General features: G+C 72.9%; 15 protein-coding genes and 1 riboswitch. Of the genes, 4 read left to right on the top strand and 11 right to left on the bottom strand.

The features are described from left to right. Window positions 1-318 precede the first annotated feature (318 nt). The gene (locus tag ACIPRD_RS14170) at window positions 319-474 is read left to right on the top strand and encodes a DUF6131 family protein (RefSeq protein WP_330456424.1); all 156 of its coding nucleotides are present in this window, start codon (window positions 319-321) and stop codon (window positions 472-474) included. Between the two features lie 124 nt (window positions 475-598). On the opposite strand, the gene ACIPRD_RS14165 is transcribed toward ACIPRD_RS14170, so the two are convergent. Further along, window positions 599-2,086 (bottom strand): phosphatase PAP2 family protein, encoded by a 1,488-nt coding sequence (locus ACIPRD_RS14165; RefSeq protein WP_356403621.1) that lies wholly within the window; start codon window positions 2,084-2,086, stop codon window positions 599-601. Between the two features lie 129 nt (window positions 2,087-2,215). After that, window positions 2,216-2,530, bottom strand: a complete 315-nt coding sequence (locus ACIPRD_RS14160) for a hypothetical protein (protein ID WP_401563190.1) — start codon at window positions 2,528-2,530, stop codon at window positions 2,216-2,218. Between the two features lie 250 nt (window positions 2,531-2,780). Between ACIPRD_RS14160 and ACIPRD_RS14155 the strand changes: the two genes are divergently transcribed. Next, entirely contained in the window at window positions 2,781-3,962 is a 1,182-nt protein-coding gene (locus ACIPRD_RS14155) for a PP2C family protein-serine/threonine phosphatase (RefSeq protein WP_401562947.1), read from the top strand. 112 nt (window positions 3,963-4,074) lie between these two features. Here the strand turns inward: ACIPRD_RS14155 and thiE are convergent, their stop codons facing one another. Further along, window positions 4,075-4,770: a thiamine phosphate synthase gene (thiE, locus tag ACIPRD_RS14150; RefSeq protein WP_356403627.1), complete on the bottom strand. Its 696-nt coding sequence runs from the start codon at window positions 4,768-4,770 to the stop codon at window positions 4,075-4,077. Further along, window positions 4,767-5,591 (bottom strand): hydroxyethylthiazole kinase, encoded by an 825-nt coding sequence (thiM, locus tag ACIPRD_RS14145; protein ID WP_401562945.1) that lies wholly within the window; start codon window positions 5,589-5,591, stop codon window positions 4,767-4,769. Before thiM ends, thiE begins: the two co-directional genes overlap by 4 nt. After that, window positions 5,583-5,677, bottom strand: a riboswitch (TPP riboswitch). Its footprint overlaps the gene before it by 9 nt. Before the next feature lie 166 nt (window positions 5,678-5,843). On the opposite strand from thiM, the gene ACIPRD_RS14140 reads away from it, so the two are divergent. Next, window positions 5,844-7,232, top strand: a complete 1,389-nt coding sequence (locus tag ACIPRD_RS14140; RefSeq protein WP_356403633.1) for a cytosine permease — start codon at window positions 5,844-5,846, stop codon at window positions 7,230-7,232. A 237-nt stretch (window positions 7,233-7,469) separates the two neighbouring features. On the opposite strand, the gene ACIPRD_RS14135 is transcribed toward ACIPRD_RS14140, so the two are convergent. The 5 genes from ACIPRD_RS14135 to ACIPRD_RS14115 form a co-directional block, all read right to left on the bottom strand. Beyond that, a complete protein-coding gene (locus ACIPRD_RS14135) occupies window positions 7,470-8,231 on the bottom strand; it encodes a transposase (RefSeq protein ID WP_401562943.1) in 762 nt (253 codons plus the stop codon). A gap of 38 nt (window positions 8,232-8,269) precedes the next feature. Beyond that, on the bottom strand, window positions 8,270-8,950 hold the full coding sequence (locus tag ACIPRD_RS14130; protein ID WP_401562941.1) for a hypothetical protein: 681 nt from the start codon (window positions 8,948-8,950) through the stop codon (window positions 8,270-8,272). A gap of 126 nt (window positions 8,951-9,076) precedes the next feature. Continuing rightward, window positions 9,077-9,547 (bottom strand): hypothetical protein, encoded by a 471-nt coding sequence (locus ACIPRD_RS14125; RefSeq protein WP_401562939.1) that lies wholly within the window; start codon window positions 9,545-9,547, stop codon window positions 9,077-9,079. Between the two features lies 1 nt (window position 9,548). After that, a complete protein-coding gene (locus tag ACIPRD_RS14120) occupies window positions 9,549-13,583 on the bottom strand; it encodes a DNRLRE domain-containing protein (RefSeq protein WP_401562937.1) in 4,035 nt (1,344 codons plus the stop codon). Between the two features lie 132 nt (window positions 13,584-13,715). Beyond that, window positions 13,716-14,468, bottom strand: coding sequence for a helix-turn-helix domain-containing protein (locus tag ACIPRD_RS14115; RefSeq protein WP_401562935.1), 753 nt, complete (start codon window positions 14,466-14,468; stop codon window positions 13,716-13,718). 234 nt (window positions 14,469-14,702) lie between these two features. On the opposite strand from ACIPRD_RS14115, the gene ACIPRD_RS14110 reads away from it, so the two are divergent. After that, entirely contained in the window at window positions 14,703-15,368 is a 666-nt protein-coding gene (locus ACIPRD_RS14110; RefSeq protein ID WP_356403645.1) for a DUF4097 family beta strand repeat-containing protein, read from the top strand. 129 nt (window positions 15,369-15,497) lie between these two features. Here ACIPRD_RS14110 and ACIPRD_RS14105 read toward each other — a convergent pair whose 3' ends face one another. Together ACIPRD_RS14105 and ACIPRD_RS14100 are read right to left on the bottom strand one after the other, a co-directional pair. Continuing rightward, entirely contained in the window at window positions 15,498-17,117 is a 1,620-nt protein-coding gene (locus ACIPRD_RS14105; protein WP_356403648.1) for a cation acetate symporter, read from the bottom strand. Then, the gene (locus ACIPRD_RS14100) at window positions 17,114-17,551 is read right to left on the bottom strand and encodes a DUF485 domain-containing protein (RefSeq protein WP_356403651.1); all 438 of its coding nucleotides are present in this window, start codon (window positions 17,549-17,551) and stop codon (window positions 17,114-17,116) included. The genes ACIPRD_RS14105 and ACIPRD_RS14100 overlap by 4 nt, the downstream gene beginning before the upstream one ends. Window positions 17,552-17,808: the final 257 nt, after the last annotated feature.

The following is a 17,808-nucleotide window of genomic DNA, read 5'->3' as shown; positions in this document are numbered from 1 at the left end:
GCGGCGCACACGTTAGGCACAGGCGGCGGGGGACGGCATAGGTGTGGGCCACATAAGGAAGACGAGTCGTATGGCGGGAGCATCCTGGGGCGCCGAACAGCCCCCGGAACGCCCTATGCGCCGCGTATGCCGGGAACGCCGTATGTGTCGCGCCGATCGGGGTACTCGGAGCCCGGCGGAACCGGAGAGCCGGGAAGGAGGAGCGGCGGGCCTCGTGGTCAGCACCCGGGGCGAGAACGTGCCTGCCAGCGCACCGAGCGAGCGCCGCGGCACACGGAGGGCGACACCCTCCTCAGGACAAGGCGCCTGGAGGCAAAAATGATCATCCTCGGGATCATCCTGCTGATCGTCGGATTCCTGACCGGAATCGGCATCCTGTGGACAATCGGAATCATCCTCGTGGTGATCGGACTCATCCTCTGGATCCTCGGCTCGGTCGGCCACGCCGTCGGCGGCCGCCGCCATTACTGGTGACGGCAGGCCGGGTCCGCGGGCGGCGGACACGGCCCGTTCAGCCCCACGCGGCACCCCGGAGCGGGTGCGCCCCCGGACAGGAGGCGCACCCGCGACGGGGTGCCGCTCAGATCAGGGGTGCCGCTCAGATCAGCGGCCGGTAGACCGTCAGGGCCGCGGGAAGCTTCTCCAGCAGCAGGTCGCCCTCCACCTCGGTGACCTCGCCGTCGTACGCCAGGGGCGTCCCCGGCTCCAGGCCGGTGAGCCGCAGCCGGTGCAGCTGCACCGCCGCGTGCGCGGGGGAGCGGGTCAGCGGACCGGCCGCCGCGGCGGCCAGCAGGGGCAGCGCGGGCTTCCCGCCGCCGTGCACCATGCGCACGTCCAGCATCCCGTCCGCCATGTCGGTCCGCCGGCCGGACGCGAGTCCCTTGCGGTGGTACATGCCGTTGCCCACGAACAGCAGCCACATGGGCCGCCGCCGGCCGCCGATCCCGGCCTCCACCGGATGCCGGTCGGCGCGCAGCACCCGCAGCGCGCCGAGCACACCGGCCGGCCAGCCGCCGATCCGCGGCGACCACTGCTCCCGCAGGCGCACGAGTTCCGGATAGACGCCGAGGCTCAGCGCGTTGAGGAAGATCCCGGTCCGGTCGCCGGCGGTGAACCGTCCGACGTCCACGCGCACCGCCTCACCCTCGCGCACGGCACCGGCGAGCCCGTTCTCGTCCTCCACCAGCATGTCGTAGGCGAAATGGTTGAGCGTGCCGCCGGGCAGCACCGCGAGCGGCAGGCCGTGCCGCAGGGCGATCCCGGCCGCCGTGTTCACCGTGCCGTCGCCGCCACACACCCCGAGCGCCCGCGCCCGCGCGGCCGCCTTCTCCAACTCGTCCCGCACCTCGTCGGGTTCGCACTCCACGATCTCCGCCCCCGGCAGCGCCTCGCGCAGCGCGCGCACCCGGTCGGAGCTGCCCGAGGCCCGGTTGGCGACCATCACCAGACCGTCGCCCTCGGGCAGGGCGGGGGCCTGGGCCAGGGGCCGCGCCGGCGGCACCACCTGGGTACGCGTCGGCACCAGACGTCGTACGACGAAGGCGGCGCCCACACCGAGGGCCGCGCCCGCGAGCACGTCGCTGGGGAAGTGCACCCCGGTGTAGACACGGGACGCGGCCACGGAGAAGGCCACCGGCGCCACCACCGCCCCCCACCCCGGCGACTCGAGGGCGACCCCGGCCGCGAACGCCGCCGCCGACGCGGCGTGCCCGGACGGGAACGAGGTGGTGATCGGCTGCCGCTTCAGCTGCCGGGCGCGCGGCACCGACTCCAGGAGCGGCCGGGCACGCCGCACCGACCGCTTGCCGAGGGTGTTGATGGTCAGCGAGGCGAGGCTCAGCGAGGCCACCCCGCGGGCGGCGGCCCGCCGCGCCCGCGGGGTACGGCTCGCGGCGATCGCGGCGGCCGCGGCGAACCACAGCACCCCGTGGTTCGCGCTGCGGCTCAGTCTCGGCAGGACCGCGCCGGCTCCCGGCCAGTGCCGCTCGGCGGCGAAATCGAACACCCGGGCGTCGAGCGCGAGGAGCCTGCGGACGGCGTCGCGGCTGGCGGCGGGGGCGGCGGTGAGGTCGACATCTGGGCTCATGTGGTCCGGTTACCCTGAAGCCGCCGATTGTTGTGCTCTTCGTAGGCCGATGGCCTGACCTGCGCGGACGCCGTCCTCATGCCGGTCCCGCGCCCGCGACGGGGTCCGCCGCCCCACCGGCCCGGCGGTTCACGGCCGCACGCTGATCTCGCCGATGCCCGAGCCGAGGATGGAGCAGTGGGCGGTGGACTGGTTGACACCGCCGGGCGGCACCGTGACGTGGTCGCCGTCGACGTCGGGCGACCAGCCGCACACCAGGTGCACCCAGAAGGTCTGGGTCTGCGACCCCCGGTTCTCGCACAGCGCGAACCCCGTGTAGTCGTCGTTGTTGTGCTTGCCGGTGCTGCAGGACAGGCCGGGCGGCGTGGCGGCGGCGGCCCGCGTCGGCGCGGCCAGTGCCTGGGTGCCGGGCAGGACCAGGCCGAGGAGGAGGGCGGCCGTCACGGTGACGGGCCGGGAGAAGCGGTTCCTGAGGTTCACCTTGCACTCCCTGTGCGTTGTCGCGTCGAGTCGCGTCCGCGGCGGCGATATGCCCCGCATACGCGTCCTACCTGCGCCGATCACCCTCAAAACAGGACCTGGTATCACTCTGCGTGACCGGCTTCCCGGGTCCGTTCTCCCGAAGGGGGCGTGTCGCGGCGCCGATGCCGGCGCCGGCTGTGAGAGAGAGTCGGTGATACCCAGGGAGGCTGTCGTGACGCGTGACCGGATCGGACTGGCCGAGGTGCTGGCGCAGGCGGAGGCGGCCGGGCCGGTGGATTCGCTCGACGCCGTGGCGCGCGGCCTGCGTGACCGGTTCGGCGCCCGGTACGTGTCGTTCCTGCTCCTCGACGTCGCGGGCCGGCGGGTGGTGCGGATCAGCGAGGAGGCGCCCGCGGACCAGGGACCTGCCGCCGGGCAGACACCGCTCGGCGGAAGCCTCTACGACGAGGTCCTGCGCGTGGGCGGACCGCTGCGGACGCCCGACGCCGGCGGCGGCGAGCGGGTGCTCGTCCCCGTCACCCACCGGGGCGACACCATCGGCCTGCTCGAACTCGTCCTCCCCCGTGCGACCGAGGACGTGCTGGAGCGGATCGTGGAGACCGCGCACGCGCTGGGGTACGTCATCGTCGCCGACCGCCGCTTCACCGACCGCTACCTGTGGAGCGGGCGGACCAGCCCGCTGACCCTGGCCGCCGAGATCCAGCACCAGCTCCTGCCGTCCGCCGCGTCCCACGAGGCGGACGAGTTCGCGCTCGCCGCGGCCCTGGTGCCCGCCGAGAGCGTCGCCGGCGACACCTACGACTTCTGCGTCGATCCCCGCGTCCTGCACCTGTCCGTCACGGACGCGATGGGCCACGACGTCGCCGCGTCCCTCATGGCCACCCTTCTGGTCAACGCCTCACGCGGCGCCCGCCGCGAAGGGACCGACCTGGCCGAGCAGGCCCGCAGGACCCATCAGGCCCTCCTCGACCACGGCCACGGCACCCACGCCACCGGACAGCTGCTGCGCATCGCCCTCGACGGCCGCAGCGCACAGGTCGTCAACGCGGGCCATCCGTGGCCGCTGCGCCTGCGCGACGGCACGGTCGCCGAGGTGGGCCTCGCCGTCGATCTGCCCTTCGGCGTCCCGGTGCCCGGTCCCTACCGGGTGCAGCACCTCGATCTGCGCCCCGGCGACCGTCTCGTCCTGCACACCGACGGGATGCGGGAGCGCGGGGCGGCGGCCGTCGACCTGCCCGGCCTGGTCCGCGACACCGCCGCCGACCATCCGCGGGAGGTCGTGCGCACCCTGACCGCCGCGGTCACCGAAGCCTGCGAGGGACGCCTCGCGGACGACGCCACCGTGCTGTGCCTGGACTGGTACGGCCCCGGCGCCGGGAGCGCCCGCGTGTGACCGCACGCCCGCGGTGTCCGGGTGCGGCTCCGCGGCCCGCCCTTCCGGGACCGGGAGCGCCCGCTCCCGGTGCCATGCGGGTGCGCCCGGGGGACTGCCGGCCCGTTCGTCGTCATCGGATCCGCGTGCCCGCGGCCCACGCGTCCGCGTAGGACCGTGCGGCGGCGCGCGGGTCCGGGGCGGCGCAGATGCCGGAGACGATCGCGCCGCCCGCCGCACCGGCCGCCCGCAGCGACGTCATGTCGGCCACCACGACCCCGCCGATCGCCACGGCCGGCAGACGCGTGGCGCGGACGAGCGCGGCGAACCCCTCGTGTCCGAGCGCGGGCGGCGCGTCGGACTTGGTGCGGGTCGCGTGCAGGGCCCCGATGCCGACGTAGTCCACCCCGGCCGGGTCCTCGGCGGCGGCCCGCAGTTCGGCGGGGGTGGCGGCGCTCAGACCGAGCACGGCGTCCGGCCCGGTCAGCGCGCGCACGGCGCCGGGCGGCAGGTCGGACTGTCCGACATGGACGCCGGTGACGCGGGCGCCCGCCGCACGGGCCGCGAGGAAGACGTCCACCCGGTCGTTCACGAACAGCGCGACCCGCTCCGGCAGCACCGCGGAGATCCGCAGCACCGTGTCGAGGAAGGCACGGGCGGAGGTGTCCTTCTCCCGCACCTGGACGGCCGTGACGCCGCCGGCCACCGCAGCGGCCACCGTCTCCACCACGTCACGGCCTTGGGCGGCGCACTGGGCGGTGTCGGTGACCAGGTAGACGGAGCAGTCGGGGAAATCCGTGCCGGGCCCGTCCGGGCCGGCCGGGATCACGCCCACGAGACCGCGGCCCGGGCGGTGAGCGTGGCCTCGTCCAGTCCGGCCAGCGCGTCCAGGAAGCCGACGGCGAAGCTGCCGGGGCCCGTGGCGCGGGCCGCGGCCACCTCCGCGGCGACCGTGTAGACGGTGACGGCCGCGGCGGTGGCGGCGAGCCGGTCGCCGTCCGCGGGGACGAGCGAGACGAACGCGGCCATGACCGCGCCCAGGGCGCAGCCGCCGCCGGTCACCCGGGTCAGCAGGGCGTCGCCGTTGGCGACCCGCACGGTCCGCACGCCGTCGGTGAGCAGGTCGACGGGGCCCGACACGGCCACGACACCGCCCGTGGACCGGGCCAGGGCGGCCGCGGCGGGCGCGGCGGCCTCGACGTCGTCGGTGGTGTCCACACCGCGGCCGCCGGATCCGTCGCCGGCCACCGCGATGATCTCCGAGGCGTTGCCGCGCACCACGGCCGGCGCGAACGCCAGCAGCTCCCGGGCGAGGGCGGTGCGCACCGGCAGGGAGCCGACGGCCACCGGGTCGAGGACCCAGGGCGTGCCGCAGCCGGCCGCGGATCCGGCGGCCTCCGCCATCGCGGCGCGCTGCTCGGCGTGCGGGGTGCCGAGGTTGACCAGCACACCGGAGGCCACCTTCGCGAACGGTCCCGCCTCCTGCGGGATGTCCACCATCGCCGGGGTCGCGCCGAGCGCGAGCAGCACGTTCGCGGTGAAGTTGGTGACCACGCCGTTGGTGAGGCACTGCACCAGCGGGGACGCGTCCCGCAGCCGCGCGAGCGCTCCGGCGCTGAGGACGGACAGGTCTTCGGCAGGGCGCGTCATGCGCGACATCCCTTCGCTGGTACGAGCCAGATCAGGTTCGACGGGTGTGATCTCAGCCCCCGGCGGGGGCACCCCGTGTCTCGTCGGACATGCTAACCCCCTGGTAGGACGGCGGCGGACGCGGACCGGCCCCGTGACCCGGTGACGCCGCCGGGTGTCCGTACGACGACAATGCCGTCTGCCGTGCGATGGCACTGTGGAACCTGCGGGCACCCGTCCCGCCGGTCCCGTCCCCGATCCCAGGAAGCGTTCATGACCATCGACCACGCCGTGTTCGAGGGGCGCATGCCCACGGGCTCCCGCGACCTGTCCGTCGAACGGCACGGCATCGGACCCGTGCCCGAGGGGAACCGGTACGGCCGGCCCGCGCGGCTGTTCACCGTCTGGTTCGCGCCGAACCTCACCATGACCGGGGTGTTCTCCGGCACGATCGGGATCGCGCTGGGACTCGGCTTCTGGCAGGCCTTCACCGCCATGGCCCTGGGCACCGTGCTCGGCGCGGTGCCGGCCGCCTATCTGGGAACCTGGGGAAGCCTCACCGGAGCCGGCCAACTCCCGCTGTCCCGGCTCGCGTTCGGGCGGGCTGTCGCCCTCCCCGGGGTGCTGCAGTGGCTGTCGTCCATCGCCTGGGACGCGCTGATCGGACTGTTCGGCGGGGACGCCCTCGCGCGGCTGCTGGGCTGGCCGTTCTGGCTGGGCGTGCTCGGTGTGCTGGCGCTCCAGGGCGTGGTCGGCGTCTTCGGCTACGAGGTCATCCACCGGCTGCAGAGCGTGATGACGTTCGTTCTGGGGGCGGCGTTCGTCGCGCTCGCCGTCGCGCTCCTGCGCGGAGTCGCGCTGCCGGTCTCCGGGACCGTGCACGGCGCCGACCGGACGGGGGCGTTCATCCTGACCAGCACCGTCGCGCTGAGCCTGTCGCTGTCGTGGGCGCCCTACGCCTCCGACTTCAGCCGCTACCTGCCCACCGGCGCCTCCCGTCCGCGGATGTTCTGGTACACGCTGCTGGGCCTCACCGCCGCCTACGTGGGGGTGGAGACGCTGGGCCTGTGGGCCGGACGGCTGCTGACCGACCAGACGGCCGCGGGCGTGCAGCGGCTCCTGGGCGGCGGGGCGGCCGGCGCGCTCGGCCTGCTGGCCGTCGTGGTCTCCTCGGTGTGCAGCAACGCGATGAACGACTACAGCGGCTCGCTCGCCCTCCAGACCGCAGGACTGCGCCTGCCCCGGCCGCTGGCCGCCGCCGCGGCGGCCGTGCTGGGCTTCGCTCTGGTGCTGTGGATGCACGCCGCCGACACCACGGCGCGCTTCCAGAACGTGCTGCTGTTCGTGGGCTACTGGATCCCCGGCTTCGTCGGTGTCGTCCTGGTCGACTGGTTCGTCCGGGCCCGCTCCCGCGGCGGCCGCCCGCTGGACCTGCGGGCCGAGCTGGAGCGCCCGCTGCCGTGGTGGCCCGCCGTGGCCGCCTTCGCGGCCGGCTTCGCCGCGGCCGTCCCGTTCATGAACACCACCCTGTACGTGGGCCCGGTCGCCGCCGCGCTGCACGGCGGCGACCTCGCGTACTACGCCGCGTTCGTGGCCTCGGTCGCGGTCTACCTCCCCCTGCGCCTGCTGCTGCCCCGGACCGGCGCCCCGGCCCGGGCCTGAACCGGTCTCCCGCCCCGCCGCACGCCGGAGACCGGACACCACGGGCTCACCGGCCTCCATGAGGGCCCACAGGGCGCCCCGGCACACCGCCGGGGCGCCCTCGCCGTCGACGGCCGGGACCGCGGTCCAGGGGGCGTCTCCCCGATCTTCGTGGGTCCGCGACGATCGAAGAGACACCCCCTAAGGGCTGTCCCGTAAATGATCTATGGCATGCCGACTGACCAGCAGTGCTGCCTCTCACCCTGTGAGGGTGAGGTTGTGGAGGCGGGCGATGCCGAGCATGGCGTGGTGGACGCCCTCGTCCTTGAGGCGGCAGTCGCGGAGGATCTTCCACGTCTTCATGCGTGCGAAGGCGTGCTCGACGCGGGCGCGGACCTTGCGGTGGGAGGCGTTGTGCTCCGCTTTCCAGGTCGGTAGTTCGGCCTGGTCGCGTTCCCGGTGGTGAGGGATGATCAGGCCGGTGCCGCGGTAGCCGCCGTCAGCGATCACGGTTGTCCTGCCGACGGCGGCCTTCGCCCCGGACAGTTCCCATGCCTTGCAGTCGTTGCGGTTACCGGGCAGGGGGCGGCCGACTGCGACGACGCGCCGGGTGTCGGCGTCGATGACGATCTGGTGGTTGGTGGAGTATCGGTAGTTCTTCGATCGCTCGGCGATGTTGTGGTCGCGGGTGGGGACCAAGGTGCCGTCCACGATCAGCACGGCATCCTTGCGGAACCGCTGGCGCTGGCGCAGTGCGAGGGCGGGCCCGAGGTGGTCGATGATGCGGTCGGCGGCCGACTTCGATATCCCGAACAGGAGGGCGAGCTGTCGCAGTGTCATGTTGGTCCGCCAGTACGCGATGACCAGTAGCACGCGGTCCTCCAGCGGGAGACCCCACGGCCGTCCCCTGCGTACCGGGACCGCGCCTTCCTTGCGCAGAGCGGTGATGAGCGTGCCGAACTGCTGCGGGCTCAGCCCGGTGAACGGGTTTATCCAGCGGGGCTCCGATGCCGTGATCACGGCGAGATCATCTCCCGGCCCCGAGGAGCCGTGCTGAGCTACGGGATGTCGGGGTACTGAGGGCGCTTCCGTTCGAGCTTGGCCAGGTCACTGAGATCGATGCCCGTGGCCTTGGCATACTGCCTGGACCAGTCGGCGACGGCCTGCCGGAACAGGTAGTCGGGGCGGCGAGCCACCGGCTCCTCGCCGCGGTTCCGCAACTTAGCGACAGCGGCCCGTTCCAGATCCTGATCACCGCACTGACGAGCCAGAAGGATGGCTTTCGCAAGTCGTGACGGCTCGTTGTTGGCCGGCGCGAACGACCAGACCCCGTCCCGGTGAACATGGGTGTCCGCCAGGAGCAGCAGTCCCAGGTCGTGGGAGTCGCGGACGAAGCGCAGGGACGGCGGCCCGTAGTAAGTGACGTTGGCGGAGACTGCGGAGGCGAGCGGAGCACTGCCCGCCGGCCAGGGATAGCAGGCAGCGGGAGGAATGTCAGTCGGACCTGCGTCGCCGGACGGCGACTGGTGGTCGATCCGGATGCCCACTCCGCCAAAGCCGTCCATCCGGTCACCGAGACCGCAGTGGTCCGTGTGCACCATCCAGCCGAAGAGCGACCGGTCGTAACGGTCCTTCCAGATCGAAAGCGTGGTGCACAGGCTTCCCCGGACGAACTCCAACTCGCCGCCATCGATGCTGGTAGGAGCCATCCCGAGCAGCTCAACAAACTGCTCGGCCATCCTTCGTATCGTCCACGGTCGCGTCACGAGGGCATGGTAGGTGCTACCCACGACGCGCTGACCGACCGGAGCACCAGCGCTCCTGGCAGCTCATCCGCAACTCGAAGATCGATTACGGGACAGCCCTTAGTCCGACCCGATGACGAACAGCCACAGCCCGTTCCGCCGGAAGACGGTGAACGTCTGCCGCTGCCCGGTCGCGCGGAAGCTGATCGTGCCGCCCCGGACGTCGTACGGGTCCTCGGGCGTCAGCTCGACGGCGACCGGTCCGGCCGCCCCCTTGCCGTAGGTGGCGACGGCCCGGCGCGCCGCCGCCTCCTCGGCGTCGCGGGCGAACCACTTCCGGTGCCAGGAGAGGTCCGACAGCCGGTCCGCGTCGCCGTCGCGCAGCCGCCCGACGTACAACCGCAGGTACAGCTCCAGCGTGTCCGGTGCGCCGCGGTCGCCCGTGAACGTCACGGCGGGCAGCCCCGTTTGGCTCGCGTGGCGGTAGTCCCACTGGTCGCGGGGCGCGCCCCAGGCCAGGCCGGCCCCCGCGGTCAGCAGCACGGCGACGCCGAGGGCGAGCCACAGAGCGGTCGTGCGAGTTCGGTTCATGTCAGTACCAGTGGGGGGTGATGTGGGCGATGTACACCTTCACGCCGGGCCGGCGCTTGATGATGGCCGCGAGGTTCGTCTTACGGTAGTGACTGGAGTGCTGGTAGACCTTGATCGAGCCGGTCGAGGACCCGGTGCCGTAGATCACTCCCGCGTGGTCGAGGTTCGAGTCCCCGTCGCCCGCGTACTCCAGCAGCATGATGTCACCGGCCGAGATGTTGCCGATGCTCTTGACCCAGGTGACGCTGTCCTCCTTGCCCATGAAGTTGGCGAAGTTGTTGGCCGCGGACCAGGAATAGGTCATGTCCGACTTGGACTTGCGCCACCACTCGTACGGGCTGCGCTTCAGGTCGACGACCGAGCCGTACTCCATGTGCGCGCCGCCGCCCCGGTTGAGCGACTTGGACGCGAAGTTGGTGCAGTCGGTGCGCAGTTCGTCCTTGTCGTTGTAGTGCGCGGCGGCCCAGGAGACGGTGCCGCCGCGGCTGAACGAGGCGCGCTTGGCGCCGGCGGCGGGCGCGGTGCCCGAGGGGAGCGCGTCCCCGTCGGTGTAGAACGCGTCCATCGCGGGTGCCGTGGTGTCGGTGTCGTCGCCGTCGAGCGGGACCTGCGCGGCCGCGGTGTCCGAGGCGGACAGGCTGGTCAGGAAGTCGTCGGCGGACAGCCGCTGGGTGAGCACGGGAGCCGGTCCGCCGGTGTCGAAGGTGTACACCTCGTACTCGTTCTCCTCGTCCTGGGCGCTGCCGTCCGACAGGGTGCTGGTGCCCGTGTGGTGGGTGTAGACCAGGTCGGAGGTGCCGGTCAGCGGCCCGGCGAGGGTACCGGCCAGGGTCGTGGTGATCCCGGACCAGCCGAGCCCGTCACCGGCGAACCGCGCCTTCTCGGCGAGCAGATCGTCCTCGTCGGTGTGCAACTGGGCGCTGAACGAGGCCCCGTCGGCACTGGCGGCGACCGCCGCGTCCGCGCTCGCGTAGGTGCCGGTCAGCAGACCGCTCCGGGCGTCGAGGTACTGCTGCACGATCGACTGGTAGGCGGTGCCGCTCGCGGCGTGCGTTGCTGCGGGCTTCACCAGTGCCGAGGTCGCGGGGGCGCTGGTGCCGTGCGAGGTGGTCGCCGTGACCGTGACGGTGTACCCGCTGCCGTTGACGAGCCCGGGGAGCACGGCGGTGGTGCCCGCGGTCGCGGCGTCGACCGTCGTCCGCGCGGCCTGCGTGGTGCCCGCCGCGTAGGCGGTGACGGTGTACGACGTGACGTCGCCGGAGTACCCGGTGTCCTCCGGGGCGTTCCAGTGGACCAGCAGCCCCGAGGAGGCCGGCGTGGCGGTGACGTCGGTCGGCGCGTCGGGGGCGCCCGGGGCGACATAGGCGACGCTCAGCCTGGTGCCGGACGCCGGATAGGTGGCACCGGTGGTGGTGTCGGAACCCTCGTCGGCGGCCTGCAGGGCGAGCCCCTCGTCCGGGTTCGAGCCGTCGAGCCAGAGCTGTACGGCGGAGGTCACGTCGAGCGCCGCCGGGTCGGCGGTGCTCACGTCCAGCGCGGCCCCGTCGGCCGCGGCGACCAGGTCGGTGCCGGTGCCGCCGGCGGACCAGTCCGCGTTGAGCGGGTGCGCCTCGATGTCGTGCGCCTCGCAGGCGCCCAGGCAGCCGGCGGTGCCCAGGCTCAGGGTCGCCGAGACGACCCGGGCGCCGGAGGGGATCGCGGACAGGTCGGGCAGGACGTAGCCGCGCCAGTGCGTGGTGCCGGAGGCGCCGACCTTGAGCGTGCCCGCCGTCGTCCCGGTGCACGGGGCGCCGGAGCAGTCGGTGGCCCCGGTGTCCACGGTCGCCTGGGTGAGCGCCGAGCCGCTGATGACCGCCGTGGTGGTGGCCGGTGCCGCGGGAGCGCCCGGCAGGTGCACGGTGAAGCTCTGGGGGTCGGAGTAGCCGGAGCAGCGGCTGTTGGAGCAGGCCCGCATCTTCCAGGTGTACGTGGAACCGTCGGCGAGCAGTCCGGCGGGTACCTGGACCGCGGCCCGCTCGCCGTTGTCCGCGCCGATCGTGGCCAGCGGGCTGCCGCCGAGGGCCGCGCCCGTGGAGTCGTAGAGCAGGAAGTCGGCCTGGACGGTGTTGCCGGACGGGGCGGAGACCACGCCGGACAGGATGGGGGTCTGCGTCTGGGTCGCGCCGGTCTGGAGCGCGGTGGGCGGATCGGCCGCCGGCTTGGGGGCCTTGGAGGTGTCCACGGTGAAGTTGAGCCAGCCGGACCAGGCCGAGTAGTCGGTGCCGTCGCTGCTGCGGACCTGGAACCTGTACGCCTTGTGGTCGGCGAGGACGCCCGCGGGGACCGTCCAGGAGGCCTTGGCCCCGGACGCCACGGACACCCCGGAGCCCGAGGCGACGACGGTGCCGCCGCTGTCGGCCACCGAGAACTGCGTGGTGAGGCTGTTGGCGTCGGCGTCCTTGACCAGGGCGGTCAGCGCCGGGGCGGTGGAGGTGACGTAGGAGGCGCTGCCGGAGGTGCTGCCCGGGGTGGCCTGGAGGCCGGAGGGCTTGGCGGGCAGGGTGTTGTACGTGACGGCGAGGGTGGGCTCACGCGTGGCGGTGTTGCAGGAACTGTGCGACGAATCGGGGTTCATCGAGCAGAAGCGCTTGCCGTGGGTGAGGTCGCCGCCCGGGTTGTTCACCACCAGGCCGTGCGCGACGTGGGTGCCGTCCACCCACCCCTTGATGATCTTCGTGACGTCGATGGTCTCGGAGGCGTTGGCGCAGCCGTCGGCCTCGTCGCCGTGGTTGAAGCTGTCGCTGATCCACCAGTCGGCGTCGTAGTCGGAGACCGGCTTGTTGGCCCACACCGTCGACCCGGAGAACCCGGTGTCGAGCGGATGGAGGGACACCGGCTGCGGGGTGCAGGTGTCGGCGTCGTACTGGTAGAGCTTCAGACCGGCGCTCACCACGTGCTTGCCGAGGATGGCGTCGAGCTTCCAGTTCAGGTAAGAGCGGTAGTTGGTGGTGCCGCTGTCCCACGTTCCGACCATCAGGCGGTAACTGCTGATCTCGGGCGTGGTGTTGCCGGTGTAGACGTAGGTGTCGCCGCTGCGGCTGAGGGAGGAGATGTCCGGGTCGATCGTGACCGGGTACACCGTGCGCGGGCTCGTCAGGAACTTCATCGACGGGCGCAGCCGCATGAGCGGGCGTCCGTCCGCGCCCTCGGCCAGCGTGGTGGCCACCGGGTGCTCGTCGTCGGGGGCCGCCTCCGGGCCGTGCGCGGAGTCCCACATGGTGAACCGGTGGGCCGATGCCACGGTGGTGCCGGACGTGGTGCGCCGCAGGGCGATCGCGCCGCTCCTGGCCTGGCGGACGCCGACCTTGCCGCCCAGGACGAGCGGAAGCCGGAGCGTGACACTCCCGGACGGTCGGGCCTTCAGCACGACATGGGCCGTGAAGCCGCTCGCCGTCGTCGACACGACGAGGTCCTCGGCGGCGGACACCCGGTAGGTGGCCACGCCGCCGTGGATCCTCGGCGCGGGCAGCTTCGTGGGCCAGCCGACGCCGACCGAGGAGCCGTCGCTCTTCGTCATGGTGGCGGCGGTGCGTGAGCCGCCGCCGGATATCACCACGGGGACAGGGGAGTTCCTCGGCGTCCAGCCGCGGGCGCCGACCCGCTTCAGGGTGAGGTCGACGGGGGCGTAGGTGCCGTCCGGGCGTGCGACGCGCTGCTGGCCCTCGGACAGCCGTGTGGTGAGCGTGCCGTCGGGATTGGCGTAGGTGGTCGAGAACTCGTCGTCCAGTCCGGTGACATGGACCGGTTCACCGGTGCGCGCGGCCTCGGAGAGCGCGGAGGCAGCGTCGCCCGCCGTGCCGTCCGTCGCCGTGACCGCCGTGGCCGTCGTGGACGCCGTCGCTGTGGCGGTCGTGGCGCTGTCCGCCCGCGCGCCGTGCCGGTGGAGGTCCGGGGCGGCTGCCGCGGTGCCGGCGATCGCGGCGGCGAGCGTGAGGTTCAGCGAGAGTGCGGCGGCGGCCAGGACGGCGGTGCGTCTCACCGTTCCGAGAGCAGGCAAGTGCGTTCCTTGATCAAAGTGGGAAGTCCACTGGATGTTCACAGGGACTTCACCCCTCGTACAAGGGTTCGCGGCCGAAAGTACCCGCTCTTTACCCGGCCGCCGCCCGATTCGCCCCAGGCGCCCGCGTGTTCAGTCCCCGGCCGGCTCCTGGGCGCCTCTCTCCGGGGCCGGTGCGGGCTTGGTGTGGAGGACGTCGCGGGCCTGTTCCGCGGAGACGGTGATGCTTTCGCTGATGAGGTCGAGGAAGCGGGCGATGTTCTCCAGGCGGTTGGCGGCGGGGGTGTCGGGACCGAGGACCGCGACGCCCTCGCGCGCGGTCTCCACGAGCAGGTCGTTGGAGCGGGCGCTGGCCACCGTCGCCTGGTAGAAGAGCTCGTCGTCGACGATGTACCGCTCCCGGCGGCGTTCGTCGCGCTCCCGGCGCACGAGGCCCTGGTTCTCCAGGAAGGCGATCGCCTTGGAGACGGACGCCGGGCTGACCTGGAGGTGCCGGGCGAGCCCGGCCGCGGTGAGGCTGCCCGTGTCGGAGGTGAACAGGCAGGTCAGCACCCTGGCCGTCATCCTGGTCAGGCCCGATGCCATGAGGACCGCGGTGAACGTCTCCTCGTACGCGGCCACCGCTGCGGCGTCACGCCCGTGCGGCTGGGGGGCGGAATCCGGTCCCGGCGCGGAGGCGGACCTGCGCCGCTGGGCGCGCTGTCCGGTCGCGTGATGGGCCAGGTCCGCGCGGTAGGAGGTGGGGCCGCCGTTGCGCATCACCTCACGGGTGACCGTCGACGTCGGCCGGTCGAGACGGCGGGCGATCTCGGCGTAGGGGAGGCCGTCGGCCAGCCCCAGCGCGATCTGCCGGCGTTCCTGCTGGGTGAGCCTGCCTCCTGGCATCGCGGTCCCCTCGGTGGTCCTGATGGTGCTCCTGATCCCCCATCATAGCGTTCACCTCTATCTCATTGCAATGCAATGAGGGGTCGTCGTTGCATTCCAGTCAAGCCCAGTGCAACACTTTATGGGCTGTGAGCTGCGCCTATAGGAATCTCTTGCAACAAGTTCGTTGTGCACATCTGGAAAGCAACGTAGCGTTTCCGATGTCAGAAACGAGAGCGAGCACAGGAGAGAACGATGCAGAAGTTCGACACCCCCGCCCCCGTCTCCGTCGTCGCGGACGTCCCCGCCGGCCGCGTCGAGTTCGTCGCCGCCGACCGGTCCGACACCACCGTCGAGGTCCTGCCCGCCGACCCCTCCAGGAGCCGCGACGTCCAGGCCGCCGAGCGGACCACCGTGGCCTGCGCCGACGGTGTCCTGCGGATCGCCGTCGCGCACTCCGGCAACCAGCTCCTCGGTTCCTCCGGATCGGTACGGGTCACCGTCCACCTCCCCGCCGGCTCCCGCGTCGAGGCCAAGGCCGCCGCCACCGAACTGCGCGTCGTCGGACGCCTCGGCGACCTCGTCTTCGACGGCGCGTACCGCCACATCGAGATCGACGAGGCCGAGAGCGTCCGCCTCACCGCCACCGACGGCGACGTCGTGGTGGGACGGCTGGGCGGCGACGCCGAGATCAGCACCGCGCGGGGCGGCATCCGGATAGCCGAGGCCGTGCGCGGCGAGGTCGTGCTCAGCACCCGGGCCGGCGACATCTCGGTCGCCGTCGCGGCCGGCACCTCGGCCACCCTGGACGCCGGCACCGGCCACGGCCGCGTCAGCAACTCCCTGAAGAACGACGGCACTCCCGGACTCGGCATCCGCGCCACCACCGCCAGTGGCGACATCAGCGCCCGCGGCCTCTGACGGAGCGGCGGCAGGCACACCGGCCGGCCGGCCGGGCCCGCCGCGGCCGCGACTCCCCGGTCGCCGCTCCGGACGCCGGAAGGCGCTGACGGTACGCCATGCCCCGGATCCCTCCGCTTCCTCAAGCCCTCAGGGTGTACGGCTCTGGGGCGGAGGGCCGGTGAGCAACTGGTGTTCGTGCGAGGTGTACCGGGCGCGTTCCCGTTCGCCGGCGCGCCGGCCGGACAGCAGGGTCGTGATCCACCCCGCCAGGAAGCCGGCGGGGATGGAGGCCAGGGCGGGCGTGTTGTAGGGGAACCAGGCGAAATCCGCGTGGGGGAAGGCCGACAGCGGCGTCCCGGAGACCAGGGTGGTGCCCGGGGTCAGCGCCAGGACGCTCGACGAGCCCACGACGAGCGTGGCGAGGAGCCCCGCGCGGGTGTAGCGGCGCCAGAAGAGCGTGTACAGGAGCGCGGGCGCGATGGCGGAGGCGCCGAGGGTGAAGGACACGGTGGCCAGCGGCTGGAGACTGCGGTGCTGCGCGAGCGCGGCCAGCAGGATGACGGGGACACCGACCGCGAGCGCGCTCGTCCGCGCCAGCGCGAGTTCGCGTCTCGGCGTCGGGGGAGTGGGGCGCGAGGCCGTCAGATCGTGGGCCAGGGCGTTGGCGCAGGCCAGCGTCATGCTGGCGACGGACGCGAGGAGCGTGAGGAACACGGCCGTGGTGACGGCGGCGAAGAGCAGGCTCTCGGGCCGGGAGAGATCGGCTCCGAACGCGGCACGCGCGCCGAGGAGGTACGCCGTGCTTCCGTGGCTGTCGGCGGCGGCCACGCGGGCGCCGCCGAGGAGGGCGGTGGCCCCCGTGCAGATCAGGGTCAGCATCAGGATGAACAGGGTCACCGACGACACCGCCCAGGACATCGCCCGGCGCACCTGGCGCGGGGTGCCGGCGGTGTACATCCGCATGGTCACGTGCGGCAGACAGGCCCCGCCCAGCACGATGGCGCACTGCGTGCTGGCCATGTCCAGGGCGGGATGGGGGCTGCTGGAGTACTGCAGCCCCCAGGTCAGGTAGGAGGGCCCGGCGCCGCTCCGCCGTGCCGCGGTACGGAACAGGGCCTCGGGGCTCCAGCCGAAGGCGCGCAGGACCAGGACACTGACGACCAGTCCGGAGGCCAGCAGCATCACGGTCTTGAGGATCTGGACCAGCGCGGTCCCCCGCATCCCGCCCAGGGCCGCGTAACTGATCATGAGGAGTCCGGCCCCGGCCACGCATCCGCTCTTCATCGTGGCGCCGGTGAGACCGAGGACGTAGGCGAGGAGTTCGCCGACCCCCGCGAGCTGCACGACCATCATCGGCATCAGCGCGAGAAGGGTGACGGCGCACGCCGCGACCCGCACGGCGCGCGAGGGGTGACGGCGGGCGAGGACGTCGCCCATCGTGTACCGGCCGGTGTTGTGCAGGGGTTCGGCGAGCAGGAACATCAGCAGGAGCAGCGACAGCAGCGCGCTGAGCGCCAGGACGATGCCGTCGTAACCGCACAGGGCGATGATGCCGCCGATGGTCAGCACGGTGGCGGCGGAGATGTAGTCACCGGCGACGGCCAGCCCGTTGCGCAGGGGCGAGAGGTATCTGTAGCCGGTGTAGAACTCGGCCAGGTCGTCGCCCTCGGGGCCGGTGATCACGCAGAGCAGCAGGGTCAGGGCGACGACGGAGCAGAAGGCGACGAGGGACCAGGACTGCGCGGATCCGCTGAACAGCACGGTCACGACGTGCGCTCCCCGCTCGCGGTGGCCGGGTGGCTCTGCCGGCGGGCGCGGCGCGCCAGCGGATCGACCAGACGGTGCGCGGTGGCCTCGTAGAGGACGACGGCCACCCAGGTGACCGGGAGCTGGACGAGGGCCAGCACCAGGCCGGTCGGCAGGCCGCCGGGTCCGGGCCGGGTCATCAGCGCGGGGGCCTTCACGGTCAGCGCGAGGAAGGCGGCGAAGTAGCCGAGCGCGGTGAACGTCGCCACGCGCCGCTGCCACCGGTAGGCGCGCCGCAGCAGCCGCAGGGTGCGGTGCGGACCGGAGCGCGCACGTGGTGGGCGGGTGCCGGGTGGCTCGTCGCCGGCGGACCAGGAGGGAGCCGGCCGGCCGGTCCGCCCGTCCTGGACGCGGGGGTCTTCGGTGTGCGGTGACTCGGAGCTTTCGTGCGACATGCCGGGATCTCCTGACAGGACCTGCCCCGGAACGGCCGGACCACGGGTACGGGAGGCGGTACGAGGCCGCCGCCGAGCAGGTGGGAACCGTACGAAGGGACTTCCGCTGGACTTCCTGGTCGCGCGCTGTGCCGGGAGGGCGGATGCTTCTCGGGCGTCGCCGCCGCGTCGTGCGGGCGGGAGGCCGGCGGCTGGGTCAGGTCGTTCCGCGGGCGAGGGACTGTCGTACGGGGCCGTCGGGTACCGCGGCCCGGGCG

Source organism: Streptomyces sp. NPDC090108, assembly GCF_044747185.1.
GTDB lineage: Bacteria > Actinomycetota > Actinomycetes > Streptomycetales > Streptomycetaceae > Streptomyces.
Note: the sequence above shows the minus strand (reverse complement) of the source record. Positions and strands in the feature narration are given on the sequence as shown.